We start from the raw sequence: 17,993 nt of genomic DNA, 5'->3' as shown, positions 1-17,993 counted from the left end.
CCCACACCCCCGTCACCCGCCGGGCGACCATCACAATCACATGGAGCAACCACCTATGTTCGCATCTCCGAAATTCCGCCCACCGAGCCGGCGCAAGCGCGGCCTCGCCGTCGTCGGTGCCGTCGGCGCCGTCGCTCTTCTTCTCACCGCGTGCGGGGGTGGCGGCAACGCGGGCAGCACCGAAGGCGAAGAGGACGACAGCCCGAAGGTCCTGACCGTCGCCTCCACCGTTCCGCCGGTGAGCCTGGACCCGTACCTGCAGAACGTCGATCCGCAGAACAACTGGTTCGTCAACCTCGCCTACGACTCCCTCATCCGCATCTCGCCCGAAGGTGAGCTCATTCCCGACCTCGCCACGGAGTGGGAGTTCCTGGACGAGAGCAACCAGCAGCTCGAGCTCACTCTGCGCGAGGGAGTCACCTTCTCGGACGGCGAAGAGATGACCCCCGAGGGTGTCATCGCATCGCTGGAGTACGCTCGCGCGAGCGGCGTCAACGCTGCCACGTACTGGGACTCGCTCGAGTCCATCACGGTCAGCGGAGAGAACACGATCCTCTTCGAGAGCTCGGCTCCCAACCCCGCGCTGCCCGCCATGCTGAGCAACCGCGTCCTGCTCGGCTCGGTCGTCAGCCCGGCTGGGCTGGAAGACCCCGAGGCACTCAAGAGCAACACCTTCGGTGCCGGTCCTTACGTTCTGGACAGCGAGCGCACGGTCGCCAACGACACGTACGTCTACACGCCGAACGAGGAGTACTGGGACCAGGACCGCATCGCCTGGGACGAGGTCGTCATCAAGGTCGTCGCCAACTCCGCCGCGGCCCTTCAGGCAGTGCAGAACGGTGAGGCCGACCTGACGCGCGGTGACGCCGCGACCTACGAAGCGGCCACGGCAGCGGGCCTGCACGTCGAGCTGGTGGGTCTCGGCCTGCTGGGTGTCAACTTCGTCGACCGCGCGGGTGAGCTTGTTCCCGAGCTCGCCGACGTGCGCGTGCGCCAGGCGCTGAACTACGCCATCGACCGCGAGAGCATCGCGAAGGCAGCGTTCGGTGACACGGCAACGGCGGGTTCGCAGCTGGCGCTGTCCGGCACTCTCGGTTTCGATGAGGATGTCAACGCGGCCTACCCGTACGACCCTGACCGTGCCCGCGACCTGCTGGCCGAGGCGGGAGTCGACGGACTGAGCTTCACCGTCGGCGTGGACCAGACGAGCCCCACGGCCGACATCCTCATGCAGGCCGTCGTCCAGAACTGGGCCGACATCGGGGTCGACGCGACCCTCGAGGTCTACTCGGACAAGGGCCAGGCCATCAGCGACATCCTGGCCAAGAAGTTCCCGGTGACGTACTACGGCTACGGGCAGCTCACCCCCTTCACCGTGATGAACAGCTTCTACGGTGGGGCGAACCAGCTCAACCCGTTCGAGGTCCGCGATGCCGACCTGGACGCACTGCGTCAGGCGGCTCTGGCAGCACCGGTGGACGAACAGCAGGAAGCCATCGCCGACGTGTACCGCTACGCGACGGAGGAGCTCTCCTGGACGGGCAACATCCTGCACAGCTCCTACCCGTACATCTCGGACGACACGAAGATCACGGGAACCGCGCACGTGCCCACCGCGGGAACCGCGGACCTCGCGTGGTTCGTCGTTCCGGCGAGCTGACAGTCGAGTAGCCGGTGGGGTCGGGCGATCCACTCGCCCGACCCCACCTCCACGCACCTGTTCGGAGTGCCGGTATGTTCACCGTCCTCAGTGCTCGACGCCTGCTGTTCGAGGCCTCATTCGAGCGTCTGATCGACCTCGCCGTCCGATACGACTACTCGGGCGTCGACCCCTCCGTGCACCTCCTCTCCTCCATGACGAGTCGCGAACGCCGGGCCCTCACGGCAGCCGTCGGCGATGCCGGTCTCGCGTGGGGTGTCGGAACCCTGCCGATCCGGGTGGGCGACGGCTCCCACGACGAATTCCGCTCCCGCCTGGCGGGTTTCCGCAGCGTCGCCGCGGTGCTGTCGGAGGTGGGGGTGACGACCGTGGGAACGTGGTTCGCCCCCGCCGGGGACCTCCTCCCCTACGAGGAGAATCTGGCGTTGCACGTGAACCGGCTGAACCTGATCGCGCCGATCCTCGAGGAGAATCGCCTTCGGCTCGCCCTGGAGTACGTCGGACCGTCTACGTGGCGCCGGGGGCGGCGGTATGAGTTCATCCATGACCTCGCCGGGATGCGGGAGGTCATCGCCGCGACCGCACGCCCGGCTGTCTTCGGCCTGCTCCTGGACGCGTTCCACTGGTACACCGCACAGGACACGGTGGACGACATTCTCGCTCTGCTGCCCGGCGAGGTGCTGGGGGTCGACCTGGATGACGCGCCGGCCGGAGTGCGGGTCGACGAGCAACTCGACCTCGAGCGTGCCCAACCGGCGTCGACCGGCACGATCGACACCGCGGGCCTCGTGGGAGCACTGCGCCGGATCGGCTATGACGGCCCGGTCATGGCCGAACCCTTCAGCACCGCCCTGTCGGCGCAGCCGGAGGAGGACCGCGTGCGGGAGGCGCGTAACGCCCTGCGGATCGCGCTGGCCGAGTAGCGCACCTCCACCACGGTGTCGCCCGAGGGGTGTTTCACCCCCATGGGGTATTATTCGGCGACGCGCCCCAGGCGCGTGGGCCGGCTCCTTTCCTCGGCGTCACGCATGCGCCTCCGACCGCTACGCATTCACGACCGACACTGTTGCGCAACACTGCGCTACGATCGGTGGGCGCGGGCACGTCCCGCACTCGAGATGGAGGTTGAGGGGCCCTTGAGCGACAGCCGCGCCGGTGAGCGACAGCCGAGTCTGCACGACATCGCCGCCTCGGCTTCGGTGTCGGTGTCGACTGTGTCGAGGTATCTCGCCGGTCAGCTCGCCCTGAAGCCGCAGACCGAGGCGAGGGTGCTGCAGGCCATCCGCGAGCTCGGTTACACCAGGCCCGCTCGAGCCGGCCGCAACGTCGAATCGCGCCGCGGCGTCATCGGTCTCGTGGTGCCGCAGATCGGCAACTCCTACTTCGGCCGGATCGCCGACGCCGTGGTCAAGGTCGCCGAGCGACAGGGCGCGTCCGTCCTCATCTGCTCGACCCTCAATCACGCAAGAAAGCAGCTCGACTACGTCGATACGCTGGCGGGCATCGGCGTTGCCGGCATCATCTACGCCGGCAACTTCAGCTCCAACCGGAGGCTCGCCGAACTGATCGGCGACGGGCGGCCGGTCGTCGTGATCGACGAGGCCCTGGACGATGCGCCGCCGGTGGACTCCGTGCTGGTGGACGACTATGCCGGGGCATACCAGGCGGTGACGTACCTCACGAACCTCGGGCACCGACGCGTGGGCCTCGTCACCGGCCCCGAGTACCTGCGCTCCGTGCAGGAGCGGACCCGCGCGTTCCGGGACGCGCTCTCGCGCGCGGGACTTCCCGTTGAGACGCAACTGGTGCTCCACGGATCCTTCAACACCGAGTGGGGGGTGACGGCCCTGTCCCACCTGCTGGCCGCCGACGAGCCGCCCACCGCGGTGTTCGCCGCGAGCGACACGATCGCACTGGGCGTCATGAGCGCCGCGCGATCCCTCGGCGTTCGGGTGCCCGAAGATCTCTCGATCGTGGGGTTCGACGACATCCCGGACGCCGCCCTGGTCACGCCCGGTCTCACCACTGTGCGGACGCCGGTGGACAGCATGGCCGCCAACGCGGTGGAGCTGTTGATGAACCGGATCGATGACGCCGAGCGCCCCGTCACCAACGCCGTGATCGGTGTGGCTCTCGTGCAGCGCGACTCCAGCGCCGCGCCGCCCGCGGCATGATCTGAGCCCACCGCGCGCGGTGTTGTGTGCTGGCGCTCTACATTGCGCAATGTTTTGACAACACTTCGGTTCTCGACAAGACTGAAGCATCAGGACTGGCGTCCCAGGCCGACCCGCATCGACGGTCGGCGGCTCCGGTCGGCTGCGGTCGCGTGGAACAGGAGTGGTTATGGCGTCATGGGGTTTTGAACTCAAGGAGGTCGCCCTTCCGGCTTTCGAAGCGCCGCGACACGTGCCCGTGGTTCCGGCAGCGACGTACGAGCAGCGGCTGTCCCGCGTGTACGCGGCGATGGAGGAGCGCGGCCTCGACGCTGTCGTCCTGTATGCCGACCGCGAGCACTTTGCGAACATGGCGTTCCTGACGGGGTTCGACCCCCGGTACGAGGAAGCGTTGCTCGTGCTCATCCCCGGACGCACGCCGCGGTTGATCGTCGGCAACGAAGACGTCGCCTATGCGGACATCGTCCCGTTCGACATCGACGTGGTGCGCCTGGCCAAGCTCAGCCTCGTCGGCCAGCCCGACCCGGGCGACGTGACGATGAGCTCGTTGCTGCGCGAAGCCGGCCTCGGGGACTCGTCCGTCCGCACCGTCGGGCTCGTGGGGTGGAAGTACTGGACGGGGGCGGAGGCAACGGGATGGATCGACGTCCCGCACTTCGTCGTGACCGAGATCGCCGGCTTCGTCGATTCGTACGTCAACGCCACCGATATCTTCGTCGGCCTGGACAGCGGAATCCGCTACCACAACGACGTCCATCAGCTGGCCTACTTCGAGTTCGCCGCCAGTCACGCCTCTCAGGCCGTCTCCCGCGTCATCAACGGCGTCCGCCCCGGGATGACTGAGCTGGAGGCTTCGCAGCTGCTCAACCCGGTGATGCTGCCGTTCAACTATCACCCGACGATGCTCGGCGGGCCGAACACGAGGTACGGGGTGGCCAGCCCCGGCGGGCGCGAACTGCAGGTCGGCGATCCGGTCGCGACCGGACTCGGGCTGTGGGGAAGCAACACCGCCCGCGCAGGATTCCTCGTCGAGAGCGCGGACCAGTTGCCCGACGGGGCCGCCGATTATCTCGAGAGGCTCGTCGTTCCCTACTACGCGACGGCGGCGGCCTGGTATGAGACCATCCGCATCGGCCTCACCGCGGGAGAGCTGTACGACGTCACCTACTCGCGCATCGGTGACCCGTTCTTCGGCGTGTACCTGAACCCGGGGCACTTCATCGGACTCGACGAATGGCCCGGATCGCCGGTGCGCGCGGGCTCGACGTTCGCCTTCGCATCCGGTTCCGCGGTGCAACTGGACATCATCCCGATGCCCGCCGCTCCGTACCACACGGCCCAGATCGAGGACGGAATCGTCCTGGCCGATGCCGAGCTGCGCGAACAGCTGGCCGGGTTCTACCCCGACGCCTGGGCCCGCATCGCGCGGCGCCGCACGGTGCTGGCCGAGACCTTCGGCATCACCCTGCACGAGGAGGTCCTCCCCCTCTCCGACACCGCCGGTTGGCTGACGCCCTTCTGGCTGGCCCCGCACCTGGCCATGGCGCGCAGCTGACGGCAGGCGCCCCGATGCGAATCGCGATCGCCGGTATCGGCACCGAGTCGGACACGTTCTCCCTCGATCGGGCGGGCGAGCAGTACTTCCTGCAGCAGCGGGGGGCGGAGCTGCTCGAGCAGTACGAGTGGCCTGCGCGGCTGGGCGACATTGTCGACGGCGTGACGTGGGTGCCGCTCCTCCGCGCGATGGCGGCAGCGGCCGGCCCCGTCGTCCCGGAGGTGTACGACCGGTTCGAGGAGGAGATCCTCGACGGGCTGCGCGAGAACGGCCCCTTCGACGGCGTGTACCTGGACCTGCACGGAGCCATGACCGTGGAGGGCCGCGACCGGGCGGAGGAGCGCTTCGTCCGGAAGGTGAGTGAGATCGTCGGAGCGGACACGATCCTGTCCGCGTCGATGGATCCGCACGGGAACATGTCGGAGGAGCTCGCCGGCCTGCTCGACCTGGCTGCGGTGCACCGGCACGCCCCGCACATCGACACGTGGGCCACGCGCGAGCGGGCGGTCCGCGTGCTCATCGAGACGATCCACCGGGGTCGGTCGCCGCTGAAGGCGTGGGTGCGGGTGCCGGTGCTGCTGCCGGGGGAGCGGACGAGCACGGTCTACGAGCCGGCAGCTTCGGTGTTCGGTTCGCTCATCCCCACCATCGCCCGTCACGGCGTGGTGGATGCCGGGATCTGGGTCGGGTTCGTCTGGGCGGACGAGGCCCGGTGCACCGCATCCGTGCTCGTGACCGGTTACGACGAACGCGCCGTCCTCGCCTGCGCGGCCGAGCTCGCCGAGAAGTACTGGGGGGCACGGCGCGACTTCGGGATCGTCAGCGAGCGCTTCGGGTCGTACGACGAGGCGATCGACCATCTGGTCCAGGCGAACCCGCGTGCGCCGCTGTACATCAGCGATTCCGGCGACAACATCACCGCGGGCGCCTCCGGCGACGTGAGCTACGCGCTCGCCCGGACCGTCGGGCGGGATGACCTCGCCGCATCCGGCAAGCGCATCCTGATCGCCGGGCTCTGGGACCCGGCCGCCGTCGATGCCGCCGAAGCGGCGGGCATCGGCGGGATGATCGACCACCGCCTGGGCTCGATGGTCGACGACCGGTTCTCCGAGCCGGTGCCGGGGCCATGGCGCGTCGAACGGTTCATCGACGGCGCCTTCGACGACGGGGTCGTCGGGGCGCTGCTGTCGCGGGGCACCATCCACGTCACCGCGCAGCGCTTCCGCAGCCCGTTCCTTCGCGCCACCGAGCCCGCATTCGTGAAGCGTCCGATGCAGGGGCAGGCCTTCATCGAGCCCGGCGGCTACGACGCCGTCGTGGTCAAGAACGGCTACCTCTTCCCCGGCCAGGTGCAGGACGCGGGCAGCCAGTTCATGGCGATCACCCCCGGTGCCACGGACCTCGACTTCACCCGGCTCGACTATGCGCGGCTGGAGCGGCCGATATACCCGTTCGACGACGAGTTCGAGGCCGACCTCACGCCGCGGCTCATCCCATCTCCCCGGTCGTGACAGCCCACCTCCGCCGCCTCATCCGTGGCCATGCCGACGGCTCCGTTGCCCCGGGATGACGTCGCCGCCCAGGGTGGAGTGCCCCGGTCCGTAGCGGGAGCGGCGCTGTGGGATCTGGACGGCACCATCCTGGACACCGAACACCACTGGGCGGCGGCGAAGGTCGATGTGGCGCGGACCCTGGGGATCGCGTGGTCGGATGCGGACGCGCAGTGGTCGATCGGCCGCCCGACGACCGCGTACGCCCAGCGCATGGCCCACCGCTCGGGCGAGCGGACGGCGGCGGAGATCGGCGATCTGATCTCCGCGCAGGTAGCCGCGCTCATCCAGTCGGACCCCGCCCTGCGCCCGGGAGCGGTCCGCCTCCTGCGGGAGTTGCGGGAGTGCGGGTGGGCGTGCGCTCTGGTGACGATGGCGCACCGCGAGGTGGCCCAGGCGGCGGAGGCGGTCATCGGATTCCGCTTCGACGCCATCGTCGCGGGCGAGGACGTGGCCGAGTCCAAGCCGCATCCCGAACCCTATCTCCGGGGGGTGCGGATGCTGGGAGTGGCGGCCGCCGGCTGCGTGGCGATCGAGGATTCAGAGCGGGGCGTGTCCAGCGCGGAGGCGGCCGGCCTCGCGGTGGCGTGCGTGCCGTCGTATGCCGGCGCGATCGCTCCGCGGGACGGTCGCCGCTTCTTCGCGAGCTTGGCGGAACTCTCCGTCGAGATCCTTGCGGGGATGCGCGCTCGCCGCTGAGAAGGGCGCGGTGGGTCCGGGCCCCCGGCCTCGGCGGCCAGGTGCGGTCAGCCGGGTCGCCCGGCCTGGTCCTGGAACAGGCTGTCGAACATCCGCCGGCGCTCGTCGGTGCGGAGATACAGTTCGGTCTGCGCTTCCTCGACGAGCACCGGGTCGAGCGGGACGCCGTCCGTCCGGCTCCGCCCCGATCGTTCGGCGATGTACGCCTCCAGTTCGGGCCCCGACTCCCACGACGTGATGAGGCTGTAGCGCGGAGCATCCCCGCGGTGCCACACCGCGTGCCAGAAGCGCTGGGTGTCGATGACCACCCGCGATCCGGCGGGAAGGGGCAGACGCACCTCGGTGGCTGCGTCGAAGCGGTCTTCGCGCAGCAGCAGCAGGGAGTCCGGGTCGTCGGTGAGGTTGAAGGAGCCGCGCACCACCCACCCCGTGCCCTCGGGATTCATGCGGTTGTTGTCGTCGTGGTGCAGATTCCACACCGCATCCGCGTAGGTGTTCGGCTGGAGTTCCACGACCCGGCAGCGGCCGACGTTCGCCCCGGGTTCCCGTGCGCGCGCGGTGAGCCGCGGCGCTTTCTCCACCTGGGAGGGGATCCACACGCCGTCCTTGTCGGTGCGCGGGGGAGTGTGGTTCCAGAACCCGTTGCATTCGATCTCGCCGGCGTAGCTGGTCAGAGGCGCGAAACGCGTGATGCCGGAGGAGCGCCAGTCCACGTACTCGAGGTCGAGCCATTCCGGCGGGTCGGCCGACTGATCGTAGGGGTCGAGCACCGCGTACCCGGTCTCCTCCAGGATCGGCAGCCTCACATGCGAGGACATCTCCTCACTCCCGAAGCGTTGCCGCCACGGTGCGCAGCGCATCCGCGGACCGCTGAAGCGACGCGAGCTCATCGGGCGAGAACGACGTCTCCCGGATCGGGACCGCCCCGGACGAGCTCACGATCGACGGCACGGACAACGCCACCCCGTCGAGGTCGTGGAAGTCGCGCAGCACGGTGCTCACCGGGATGACGGCGTGCTCGTCACGGAGGACCGCTTCGACGATGCGGGCGCTGGAGAGGCCGATGGCATAGTTCGTGGCACCCTTGCCCTGAATGACCTTGTACGCCGCGTCGCGCACCTCCACGGCGATGGCGTCGAGCTCCTCGACACTCATGCGGGGATGACCCGGCGCCTCCCAATCGAGGATGGGCACGGTGCCGATGGTGGCACGAGACCACAGCGGGAACTCCGTGTCGCCGTGCTCGCCCACGATGTACGCGTGCACGTTGGCGGTGGATACGCCCGCGCGCTGCGCGAGCTTCCACCGCAGCCGCGATGTGTCCAGGACCGTGCCCGAGGAGAAGATGCGCTCGGGGGGCAGGTTCGTGGCCTCTTGGGCGAGGACGGTGAGCACGTCGCACGGGTTCGTGACGATGACGTAGATCGCGTCGGGAGCCACCTCGAGGAGCTGCGGCATCATGGAGCGGAGAATCTGGGCGTTCACGCCGGCGAGCTCGAGACGGGTCTGACCGGGGTTCTGTTTCGCCCCCGCGGTGATCACGACGACGTGCGAGCCGGCGGCCACGGAGATATCGCTTCCGCCCACGATGTCGCTCGTGCCCGTGAACTGGGTGCCGTGGCCAAGGTCGAGCACTTCGGCCTCGACCTTGGCGGTGGCGATGTCGTAGAGGGCGACATGTCGCGCGGAGCCACGGATCAAAGCGGCATACGCCACGCTCGACCCGACGCTGCCCGCGCCCACCACCGTCAGCTTCGAGTTCTCGATAACGCTCATACGGCAAGTCTCGCAGGGGCGCCATCGTCCGGCTACGGGGGTTCAGACGCCGAGCGATGCCCGACGAGGCGGAGGGCGGCATCCTGAAGCCATGGCGGCGGGGGCATGCCCGCCGTACGATGCCCCCGAGCGGGCGGCCGTCCGGCGCACGCGACCGCCGAGAGTCGGAGCGATGATGTGCCGCTGGCTGGCCTATTCGGGGGAGCCTCTGGAGCCCTCGTCCCTCGTCCTGGACCCCCAGCACTCCGTGGTGGCGATGTCGCTGAACTCGCCCATGGGGACGGAGACCGTCAACGGCGACGGGTTCGGGCTCGGGTGGTACCCCGCGCATGCTGATGGCCCGCCGCATCCGTGGCTCTTCCGGGATGTCGAGCCGGCGTGGCACGACGAGAACCTCCGCGAGATCTGCCAGGCCGTGCGCAGCCCGCTGTTCTTCGCACACGTGCGAGCGGCGCCCGGGCCCCCCATCCAACGGACCAACTGCCACCCCTTCCGGCATGACCGATGGCTGTTCATGCACAACGGGGCGATCGACGGGTTCTCGCTCATCCAGCGCGAACTCGTCCTCGCCATCGACCCGCTGCTCTATCCGCTGATCCTCGGAACCACCGACTCCGAGGTGTTGTTCCACCTCGCTCTCACGTACGGGCTCGCCGATGACCCCATCCGGGCGATGGCGGAGGCGATCCGGACGGTCGAGGAGACCGGTCGGGCCGCCGGGGTGTCGTCTCCCGTGCGCGGCACGGTCGCGATCGCCGACGGTGAAAGGCTCTGGGCGTTCCGGTACTCCTCGGACGGCCGATCGCCGACCCTGTTCCACTCCGCGGACATGCCGACCCTCCGCCGCATGTTCCCCGGCCTCGACCGTCTGTCCCGGTTCGGCGACCAGGCCCGGATGATCGTCTCGGAGCCGCTCAATGATCTCCCCGGCGCCTTCCTGGAGGTGCCGGAGGCGACGGTGATCGTCGTGGACCGTTCGGGATATCACCACGAACCGTTCCTCGCGGCGTGACCGGTGGCGGGTCGGCATCGGCGACCTGACCCGGCCGATTGGCGGCGCGGGGGAGTGTGGCATAAACTCGTCGGCGGTGACGTGTCCGAGCGGCCGAAGGTGCAACTCTCGAAAAGTTGTGTAGGGTAACCCCCTACCGTGGGTTCAAATCCCACCGTCACCGCCAGCGTAGAAGCCCCGCGAACCCATGTGAACACTGGGATCGCGGGGCTTTCGTCTTGGCCGGGAACGCCTCGTGAGCAAGATTTGAGCAAGACCGTTGCGTGAACGGAAAGCTAGCGGGGCCCTCGCCAGCCGGGGCCTAGCCCGGGCGGCCTGAGTGTTGGGGGCTCGCCTGTCGGGCTTACGGACAGGCTGTCCACCTTCCTGGACGCGCACGCCCGCGACGGATCGCGCGCGGCCGAGGGCTGGGGCGACGTAGTCCAGACACGGGGTGGGATGTCGGCGGCGATCGTGCCGATGGTGTGGCGGAAGCAGGCAGCGTACAGGCCGCTCTTGTCCCCGAAGTAGGCGGAGATCATCCGCACGTTGAAATCCGCGGCTGGGGCGGTGCGATCGACCCGACTGCCCGGCGTACCCGGCGGCGGCGAACTCGGTGCACGCGGCCTCCAGGATTCGAGCACGCGTGGCGGCGGCATCGCGCGCCCGGGGCACGGCTGAGGGTCTCGTCACGGCAAGCCCCTCCGATCGTTTCGTCATGGGGTTGACATGATCCACGATAAAGTAAATGATTACTTACCGGAGATGGTTGTGGACGATGCAGTGAGGCGGGCGATCGATCCGACGACCTGCGCTGGACGACCGCCGAACGCATCGAAGTCTCCGGCGGCGCCTTCATCTGACCATCTCCCGCACCGCAACCCCTACAAAGAAAGCAGAAACACCATGTCGCGATTCGCTGGCAAGACCGTCTTCATCACCGGTGCCGCGCGGGGCCAGGGCGCCTCCCACGCGCGTGCGTTCGCTGCCGAAGGAGCAAACGTCGTCCTCGCCGACTTCCGCACAGAGCAAGGCAACGCCACCGCCCAGCAGCTCGACAACGCGCTGTTTGTCGAGCTCGATGTCCGCGACCCCGATGCCTGGCAGGCCGCCGTCGACGCGGCGGAGGCGCGGTTCGGACCGATCTCGATCCTGATCAACAACGCAGGCATCGTCCACACCGCCCACACCATTGCCGACTCCGACCCCGACGAGTGGGACCGTGTCCTGGATACGAACTTGAAAGGCCTGTTCCTCGGCATCCGCGCCGTTGGGCCGTCGATCGTCCGCGCCGGTGGCGGCGCGATCGTGAACGTCGCCTCAAACCAAGGCCACGTCGGAACACCAATGTTCGCCCCCTACGTCAGCAGCAAGTGGGGTGTCCGTGGGCTGACCATGACAGCCGCGATGGAGCTCGCGCGCGACAACATCCGTGTGAACTCCATCAGCCCCGGAGTGGTGGACACACCCTTGATCACCGAGCCCGTCGCGCCCGGCGAGCGGCCCGCCATCCAGAACGTGTCGCTGGACCAGTTCGCCACCACCCGCACCGCGCAGCCTGAGGAGATCAGCAAGCTCGTGCTGTTCCTGGCGTCCGACGACGCCGCATTCATCACCGGCGCGGACTACCTCGTCGACGGAGGCATGCTCCTCGGCCCGGTCCTTCAAGCCGACAACTGAACTGAGCGGTCTCTACACAGATCGAGCGCCCTGCCGAATCGGATCGGCCGGGCGCTCGTCGCTCACGCGGCGTAGCCGCAGCGCACTCTCTCGCCGTTGTGGGCCCCGCGAACTCCCGAGCTACGGGTAGCGCAGGGCTTGTGTCTCAGATCGGAACGGCTCCTGAGCAAGACGTCCCAGAAGCCGACACCGACTCCGACTTCGACGCCTCCAACGCCAGCCGACCAGCGGCAGAGCGGATCGTCACGAGTGGCGGACGAGGTTCGCCCGCAGGACCTCTTCGAGGTTCAGCTCTACCTCGCGCGTGTGAACCCCGGCCGCGAGCGCTGCCGCGGCAAGCTCTCCAGACGCGGGGGTGAACGTTTCCCCGAGCAGGCGGTCTTCCGCGCGCAGTGCGTCCTCGAGCGTGCCGTCGGCCGCGTCGATTGCTTCGGTCGCCGCGGCGCGGACACCCTCCGGCAGGGTCGCGATGGTCAGTGCGACCCGGTCGACGAATTCGTCCAGCTCTGCGGCGGGCAGAGCTCGGTTCACCCATCCCCACCGCTCGGCAGTCGCCGCGTCGACGAGCCCGCCCGTCAGCACGATCTCGAGGGCGCGAGCGCGACCCACAAGGCGGGGTAGATGAGCAGTTGCACCAGATCCGGGAACGATGCCGATCAGCGCCTCGAACTGGCCGAAGGCCGCCGTCTCGAGGGCAGCAAATCGCAGATCCAGGCTGGAAGCCAGCTCGGATCCACCGCCGCGGGCGAGTCCCGCCACTTTGGCGATGGTGGTCTGAGGTAGACGCCGCCAGCGCTCATGGAGCCGCATCATCGGGCCCGTCCCGACAAGCGTCTCCTCGGCGATCGGGAGGGCGGCGTACGTCGCGGGGTCCGCCACGAACGACAGGTCACCGTGTGCCATGAAGAACTCCGGATTGGCGCTCTGGACCACGATGACGTGCAGGTCGGGATCGTTCTCGGCCGATGCAGCGACGGCGTCCAGGTCGACGAGGAGCTGGGCGGTGATCAGGTTGACGGGCGGAACATCCATCGAGACCCACAGCACTCCGTCCTGGCGCTTGAGATGGAGGCTGGGCAGGGACTGTTCGGTCATGGGATTCCTTTGGATTGGGGTATATCGGGTATACCTGGTACATGGCAGGTACTTCAAAGAAACCTGGTATCCGCGAGGATCAGACTGACCTCGGGACCATCGTCGGCCCGCAGCGGGAGCTCCTGGATCAGCTCCTGGACAAGTGGGGTCAGCTGCTGCTGACCGCGTTGTGCCAGCAGCCGCAACGCTTCAACGAGCTCAGGAGAGAGCTCGACGGGATCACTCAAAAATCGCTGACGCAGGCGCTACGACGGTTGGAACGCAACGGCCTCGTCGAGCGTCGGGTGCTGAAGCAACGCCCGGTTGCCGTGGAGTACCGGATCACGCCACTGGGTCGCACGCTCGAGGAGCCCTTCTTGACCCTGCGCGCCTGGACGGTCGACCACCTCGCCGAAGTCGAACGACACAGGGATGCATATGACGAGGAAGCCAGCGCCACCCCCACTGAGACCAGCTCGATCAGCTGACTCCACCCGGGGCGTGCCCTGACAGATCACGCTCGGGCCCGGTCGCCCTGCTGCTCAGTGCGCACCTGCCGCTTCGCGTGAATCATTGCGTGGCGTCTTTCCGCCCCGCCTGCCGTAAACCGGGATCCCCGCGGGATGGGGCGAAGCGGCGCGAATGGACGGCCTGTCCTGGTGGGGCATTTTCTGGCGCATCTATCTGCCGCTTTCGCGACCGGCCCTGATCGGCGCGGGCTTCACGCTCTTCCTCTCCTAACGGGGCACCTATCTGTGGCCGCTGCTGGTGGCGACGCGGCCGTCGGTCATGCTCGGGCCCATCGCGCTCGCTAACCTGGCCACCTCGCAGCAGGTGGACTTCGGCGCGATCTTCGCCGGCGCCGTTCTCCTCACGATCGTGCCGCTCGTATTGCTGCTCGTCTTCCAGCGCCACTTCACCGCCTCCCTCGCTTCCACCGGGAGCAAGGGCTGATAATCACAGAACGGACACTATGACACTCTTTCTCGACACCGACATGGGCTCTGACGTCGACGATGCGCTGGCGCTGGCGCTCATCCTGGGTTCGCCCGAGCTGCACCTCGTGGGTGTTTCCACGGTTTACGGGAACACCCGGCTGCGGGCCCAGCTCACGCGTCGGTATCTGAGGATCGCGGCGGTCGAGGATGTTCCTTCCATCGCCGCCGGGACAGAGTCGACCCGCAGCGGCCGAGCCGTCTGGTGGGCCGGCCATGAAGGAGCGCTGTTCCCAGACCTGGAGCACGAGACCGTGGACGACGACGGAGTGGGCGCGCTCGTGGCGGCTGCGGCGGCCAATCCCGGGTCGCTCGACGTGCTCGCCATCGGTCCGCTGACGAATATCGCCGCAGCACTCGACGAAGACCCGGAGTTCGAGCGCAACGTGCGGCGGCTCGTCGTCATGGGGGGAGACTTCCGAGTGGGTGCGGCCGCTGAGCACAACATCCTGAGCGACGTCGACGCGGCGCGACGTGTGTTCGTCTCTCGCATGCGCATCGTTGCGGGCGGGCTCGACCTCACGACCAAAGTGTCGCTCGATCGGCACGACGTGCAGCAGATCGCGGACGCCGGCCCCTTCGGGCAGGTCATCGCCGACGAGATCGGCGTGTGGTGGAAATTCAATGGCGAGGACCGGAATACACCGCACGACCCGATCCTCGCTCTGTGGCTCGCGCGACCTGAACTGTTCACCGAGCGATCGGCGTCGGTTCGCGTCCAGGAGGACGGGGTGACGAACCCAGACTTCGAGACCACCGGGAACGTCGTCGTGCTCGATACCGCCGATCCTGAGTCGGTCCGGAGTGAGATCGTTCGACGCATAGTCTGCGCCGGAAGCGCGAACGCGCGGCAAGAGAGCGGGGTGCAGCGGTGAGAAGAATCGGGTGAAGCGAGGTGTTCGCGCGGCACCTCGCGGTTGCGGCGGAACTGGATGGAGATCTCCCTCCACCCGTGAGCAAGCTCGTGGGCAAAGTTGACGAAAGTTCGCGTGCTGCTGCCGCGGAATGACAGCAGAACCCCGGGTTTCGAGATCAATGCAGGCGCTCACGAGTCGTCACCTTAGGCACCTTCGCCCCCACCCCCACCGGACGTGACCTGTCACCGGATGGTCGCGGCCCGTGGGGCGGATGGGGGTCAGCTCAGCCCTCCGCGGGCACGATGTAGAAGTTGTCTCGGAACAGGCCCGTCGGGTCCCAGCGACGCTTGAGGTCACGCAGCCGCTCTAGGTGCGCGGGAGGGAAAGCGCGGGCGACAGCCTCGGGGCCGGTGTCAGTCTCAAAGCTCAAGTACATGCCCTCCGCGCGGTCGCGTACTCGCCTCCACCGTGCCTCGAAGTCGGGAGTGCGTCCACCGAGGGTCGCGATGAGGAAGTTCGCGCTGCGCCAGGCGTAGGCGGTGGCATCCGGCGCGGTGTTCCCGGCCGCACCGCCGGCGGAGCGTACCGAGAGGATGAACGGCGAATCCGCTCCGAGCAGGTCGGCGAGAGCGGCGGCGACTTCTTCGCTCAGATGGCGGGACAGCGCGGAGTGCGAGTGCGGTTCGCCGCGGCCCTGCTGCTGGTCACCGGGGGGCGTCTCCAGCAGGGCGGAGTACGGCACCAACTGCACGGACTGGCTCGCGAGCGGTGCCAGCGGGGCGAAGGGCTGCAGTCGCTCTACGACAGTGTTGGGGTCGTCCGAGTCGACCACGAGCAGTGCCTGCACGGCGATTGGGCCCGCTCCCCGCCCGCGCGCGGCGATCATGAGCGTTCCGGTGACGCTGGGATGCGCCGATTCCAGCGCCGTCCCCCAGTCCTGTAGGAACCCGGCGATGTCGTCGACCGCGTACGTGAGCATCGCGAAGCCGACCGACGGGCCGAGGGGGTGCGCCTCGAACTCGAACGACACTCCGATGCCGAAGTTCGCGCCCGCCCCGCGCATCGCCCAGAACAGGTTCGGGTTCTCATCCGCGCTGGCCCGCACGAGCGCGCCGTCCGCAGTGACGACGTCGACGGAGCGCAGGTGGTCGATCGTCAGTCCGTGTTCGCGCACGAACCAGCCGATGCCGCCGGCGGTGGCGAGGCCCCCGATCCCCACGCCGCCGTAGTCTCCCGCCGTGAGCGCGAGCCCGTGCGGAGCGAGCGCACGGGCCACCTCGGCCCAGTCGGCGCCCGGCCCGGTCCGGAAATGCCCGCCTCCCAGCATCTCGATGCTGTTCAGCGCGTCGACGGCGATCACGATGCCCTCGTTGTTGAGCGAGCGGCCCGACAGTCCGTGGCCGCCGCTGAGGATGCCCAGCGGCACGTCGCGGTGACGGGCAGCGAAACGCACAGCATCCTGCACCTGCGCCGGCGTCTTCGGCCGCAGTACGAGACCCGGGCGCGCACCGCGGAAGTACCCGGACGTGTATCGGGTGTACCCCGTTTGGCCCGGGGCGAGCGCGGACGCGGCGAGCGACTCCGGTACGTCGTCACCCTCGAAGCTCGGCACCGGCCGACCGCCGCCTCCCGGCGTCGCCTCGCGCGCCCGGTGCTCTTCGAGACGCTCGCGCACCTCGGGCGCGACCACCTGTGCGAAGTGGCGGATCTCGGCGGGGTCATCGCTCGCAACGATGAAGGTGCTCACACCGTCCTCGATCGCGAGCCGGGCAAGCTCGTCGGTGGTGGTCTGGGGGAAGATGTTCAGCAGCCGCACGATGTCGCGCGGGTCGCGCCCGGCGCCGCGGGCCGCCTCGTCGATGATCTCGTTCGCCCGCGTTACGCCCATCTCCAGCCACGGCAGGCTCGGGAGCCAGCCGTCGGCCTTGCGTCCGACGAGCCGAAGCATGCGCGGCTTGTAGGCGCCCACCCAGATCGGCAGGTCGTGGGCCGGGTTCGGCCCACGCTTGGCGCCTGTGATCTGGTAGTACTCGCCGTTCACGTACAGCGGCGTCGGGTCGTTGCCGGCCCAGATACCGCGGATGACATCGATGGCCTCGTCCAGGGCGCTCACGGCCTGACCGACGGTGCGATCGGGGCCACCCATCGCCGCAATGGGGCCGCCGAACCCTCCCGTCCCCAGTCCGAGAACAGCGCGGCCGCCGCTGAGCAGGTCCAGGCTGGCGCTCGCGCGCGCGAGCACGGCGGCGGGGCGCAGCGGCAGGCTGTGCACGTTCGCTGAGACGTGGATGCGGGAGGTGCGCGCCGCGACCCAGGTCAGCAGTGTCGCGGTGTCGAGGAACGTGGGCTGGTACGGATGATCTTGGAAGGTAACGACGTCGAGGCCCACCTCCTCGCTCAGGATCGCGAGGTCGACGGGGAGCTGGGGGATGTCGTTTCGGGGAGTGATGAAGCTCCCGAACTTCAACGGGTGACCGTAATCAGGCATGCGGCCATGCTGTGCTTCTTCGCGGAATCGATGCAAACGTCGTGTAAGCCACTTACCATGAGTAAGTGACTGCGACATCCGCCTCCCCTGCCAAGCAGACGACCGCATGGGAACACGCCGACGAGCGGGACTGCCAGCGGGCCGGTGAGATGCTCGAGGTCGTCGGTCAGCGCTGGTCGGCAGGCATCCTCCTCGCATTCGCCCGCGGGGCGGAACGGTTCAGCGAGATCCTCACCGCGGTCCCCGGTCTGTCCGCCCGCATGCTCACCGTGCGCCTGCGGCAGCTCGGTGCGGCGCAGCTGGTCGAGCGAGAGGTCATCCCGACCATCCCCGTCAGCGTGCGGTATCACCTGACCGAGCGCGGCAACGACCTTCTGTCGGCCATCGAGCCGATCTCGGGGTTCGTGCAGCGCTGGGACGACTTCGAGGACTAAGCGCCTATCCGCAGTTGCGTCAGCCGGCAACAGTGCACCCGGTGGGCGGCGAAAGTCGTC

Annotated in this window: 17 protein-coding genes and 1 tRNA gene; 14 read left to right on the top strand and 4 right to left on the bottom strand. The window is 68.5% G+C overall.

Going from position 1 to position 17,993, the window contains the following annotated elements; translation table 11 throughout:
- Positions 1 to 55: 55 nt before the first annotated feature.
- The 6 genes from AC2DFQ_RS10695 (at position 56) to AC2DFQ_RS10670 (ending at position 7,638) form a co-directional block, all read left to right on the top strand.
- Positions 56 to 1,660 carry an ABC transporter substrate-binding protein gene (locus tag AC2DFQ_RS10695; protein ID WP_484533881.1) on the top strand — a complete coding sequence of 535 codons (1,605 nt, stop codon included), beginning with the start codon at positions 56 to 58 and terminating at the stop codon, positions 1,658 to 1,660.
- Between the two features lie 74 nt (positions 1,661 to 1,734).
- Positions 1,735 to 2,583, top strand: a complete 849-nt coding sequence (locus AC2DFQ_RS10690) for a sugar phosphate isomerase/epimerase family protein (protein WP_484510189.1) — start codon at positions 1,735 to 1,737, stop codon at positions 2,581 to 2,583.
- Positions 2,584 to 2,796: 213 nt separating this feature from the next.
- The gene (locus AC2DFQ_RS10685) at positions 2,797 to 3,834 is read left to right on the top strand and encodes a LacI family DNA-binding transcriptional regulator (protein ID WP_484533880.1); all 1,038 of its coding nucleotides are present in this window, start codon (positions 2,797 to 2,799) and stop codon (positions 3,832 to 3,834) included.
- Positions 3,835 to 4,003: 169 nt separating this feature from the next.
- Positions 4,004 to 5,389 carry an aminopeptidase P family N-terminal domain-containing protein gene (locus tag AC2DFQ_RS10680; RefSeq protein WP_484533879.1) on the top strand — a complete coding sequence of 462 codons (1,386 nt, stop codon included), beginning with the start codon at positions 4,004 to 4,006 and terminating at the stop codon, positions 5,387 to 5,389.
- Between the two features lie 14 nt (positions 5,390 to 5,403).
- Complete coding sequence (locus AC2DFQ_RS10675) at positions 5,404 to 6,900, top strand: M81 family metallopeptidase (RefSeq protein WP_484533878.1); 1,497 nt, start codon at positions 5,404 to 5,406, stop codon at positions 6,898 to 6,900.
- 78 nt (positions 6,901 to 6,978) lie between these two features.
- Positions 6,979 to 7,638 carry an HAD family hydrolase gene (locus AC2DFQ_RS10670; protein WP_484533877.1) on the top strand — a complete coding sequence of 220 codons (660 nt, stop codon included), beginning with the start codon at positions 6,979 to 6,981 and terminating at the stop codon, positions 7,636 to 7,638.
- A 47-nt stretch (positions 7,639 to 7,685) separates the two neighbouring features.
- Here AC2DFQ_RS10670 and AC2DFQ_RS10665 read toward each other — a convergent pair whose 3' ends face one another.
- Together AC2DFQ_RS10665 and AC2DFQ_RS10660 are read right to left on the bottom strand one after the other, a co-directional pair.
- The gene (locus AC2DFQ_RS10665) at positions 7,686 to 8,456 is read right to left on the bottom strand and encodes a hypothetical protein (RefSeq protein ID WP_484533876.1); all 771 of its coding nucleotides are present in this window, start codon (positions 8,454 to 8,456) and stop codon (positions 7,686 to 7,688) included.
- A gap of 4 nt (positions 8,457 to 8,460) precedes the next feature.
- Positions 8,461 to 9,414: an L-lactate dehydrogenase gene (locus AC2DFQ_RS10660; protein ID WP_484510195.1), complete on the bottom strand. Its 954-nt coding sequence runs from the start codon at positions 9,412 to 9,414 to the stop codon at positions 8,461 to 8,463.
- A gap of 172 nt (positions 9,415 to 9,586) precedes the next feature.
- On the opposite strand from AC2DFQ_RS10660, the gene AC2DFQ_RS10655 reads away from it, so the two are divergent.
- The 3 genes from AC2DFQ_RS10655 to AC2DFQ_RS10645 all read left to right on the top strand — a co-directional run bounded on the left by AC2DFQ_RS10655 (position 9,587) and on the right by AC2DFQ_RS10645 (position 12,085).
- Positions 9,587 to 10,426 carry a class II glutamine amidotransferase gene (locus tag AC2DFQ_RS10655; RefSeq protein WP_484533875.1) on the top strand — a complete coding sequence of 280 codons (840 nt, stop codon included), beginning with the start codon at positions 9,587 to 9,589 and terminating at the stop codon, positions 10,424 to 10,426.
- A 75-nt stretch (positions 10,427 to 10,501) separates the two neighbouring features.
- Positions 10,502 to 10,592 (top strand) — tRNA-Ser (locus tag AC2DFQ_RS10650).
- Positions 10,593 to 11,134: 542 nt separating this feature from the next.
- Positions 11,135 to 12,085, top strand: coding sequence for an SDR family NAD(P)-dependent oxidoreductase (locus AC2DFQ_RS10645; RefSeq protein WP_484533874.1), 951 nt, complete (start codon positions 11,135 to 11,137; stop codon positions 12,083 to 12,085).
- A 243-nt stretch (positions 12,086 to 12,328) separates the two neighbouring features.
- Here the strand turns inward: AC2DFQ_RS10645 and AC2DFQ_RS10640 are convergent, their stop codons facing one another.
- Positions 12,329 to 13,180: an enoyl-CoA hydratase/isomerase family protein gene (locus AC2DFQ_RS10640; protein WP_484533873.1), complete on the bottom strand. Its 852-nt coding sequence runs from the start codon at positions 13,178 to 13,180 to the stop codon at positions 12,329 to 12,331.
- A gap of 41 nt (positions 13,181 to 13,221) precedes the next feature.
- On the opposite strand from AC2DFQ_RS10640, the gene AC2DFQ_RS10635 reads away from it, so the two are divergent.
- From AC2DFQ_RS10635 to AC2DFQ_RS10620, 4 genes are all read left to right on the top strand, one after another.
- Positions 13,222 to 13,647 carry a winged helix-turn-helix transcriptional regulator gene (locus tag AC2DFQ_RS10635; protein ID WP_484533872.1) on the top strand — a complete coding sequence of 142 codons (426 nt, stop codon included), beginning with the start codon at positions 13,222 to 13,224 and terminating at the stop codon, positions 13,645 to 13,647.
- A 124-nt stretch (positions 13,648 to 13,771) separates the two neighbouring features.
- Complete coding sequence (locus AC2DFQ_RS10630; protein WP_484510614.1) at positions 13,772 to 13,900, top strand: ABC transporter permease subunit; 129 nt, start codon at positions 13,772 to 13,774, stop codon at positions 13,898 to 13,900.
- A gap of 27 nt (positions 13,901 to 13,927) precedes the next feature.
- Positions 13,928 to 14,113 carry a hypothetical protein gene (locus AC2DFQ_RS10625; protein WP_484533871.1) on the top strand — a complete coding sequence of 62 codons (186 nt, stop codon included), beginning with the start codon at positions 13,928 to 13,930 and terminating at the stop codon, positions 14,111 to 14,113.
- A gap of 19 nt (positions 14,114 to 14,132) precedes the next feature.
- Complete coding sequence (locus AC2DFQ_RS10620) at positions 14,133 to 15,029, top strand: nucleoside hydrolase (RefSeq protein ID WP_484533870.1); 897 nt, start codon at positions 14,133 to 14,135, stop codon at positions 15,027 to 15,029.
- A 265-nt stretch (positions 15,030 to 15,294) separates the two neighbouring features.
- Here the strand turns inward: AC2DFQ_RS10620 and AC2DFQ_RS10615 are convergent, their stop codons facing one another.
- On the bottom strand, positions 15,295 to 17,499 hold the full coding sequence (locus tag AC2DFQ_RS10615; protein ID WP_484533869.1) for an LLM class flavin-dependent oxidoreductase: 2,205 nt from the start codon (positions 17,497 to 17,499) through the stop codon (positions 15,295 to 15,297).
- 65 nt (positions 17,500 to 17,564) lie between these two features.
- Here AC2DFQ_RS10615 and AC2DFQ_RS10610 point away from each other — a divergent pair, with 65 nt between their 5' ends.
- Complete coding sequence (locus tag AC2DFQ_RS10610; protein ID WP_484533868.1) at positions 17,565 to 17,933, top strand: winged helix-turn-helix transcriptional regulator; 369 nt, start codon at positions 17,565 to 17,567, stop codon at positions 17,931 to 17,933.
- Positions 17,934 to 17,993 lie beyond the last annotated feature (60 nt).

The organism is Microbacterium sp. Z11_20, from assembly GCF_057197605.1.
Note: the sequence above shows the minus strand (reverse complement) of the source record. Positions and strands in the feature narration are given on the sequence as shown.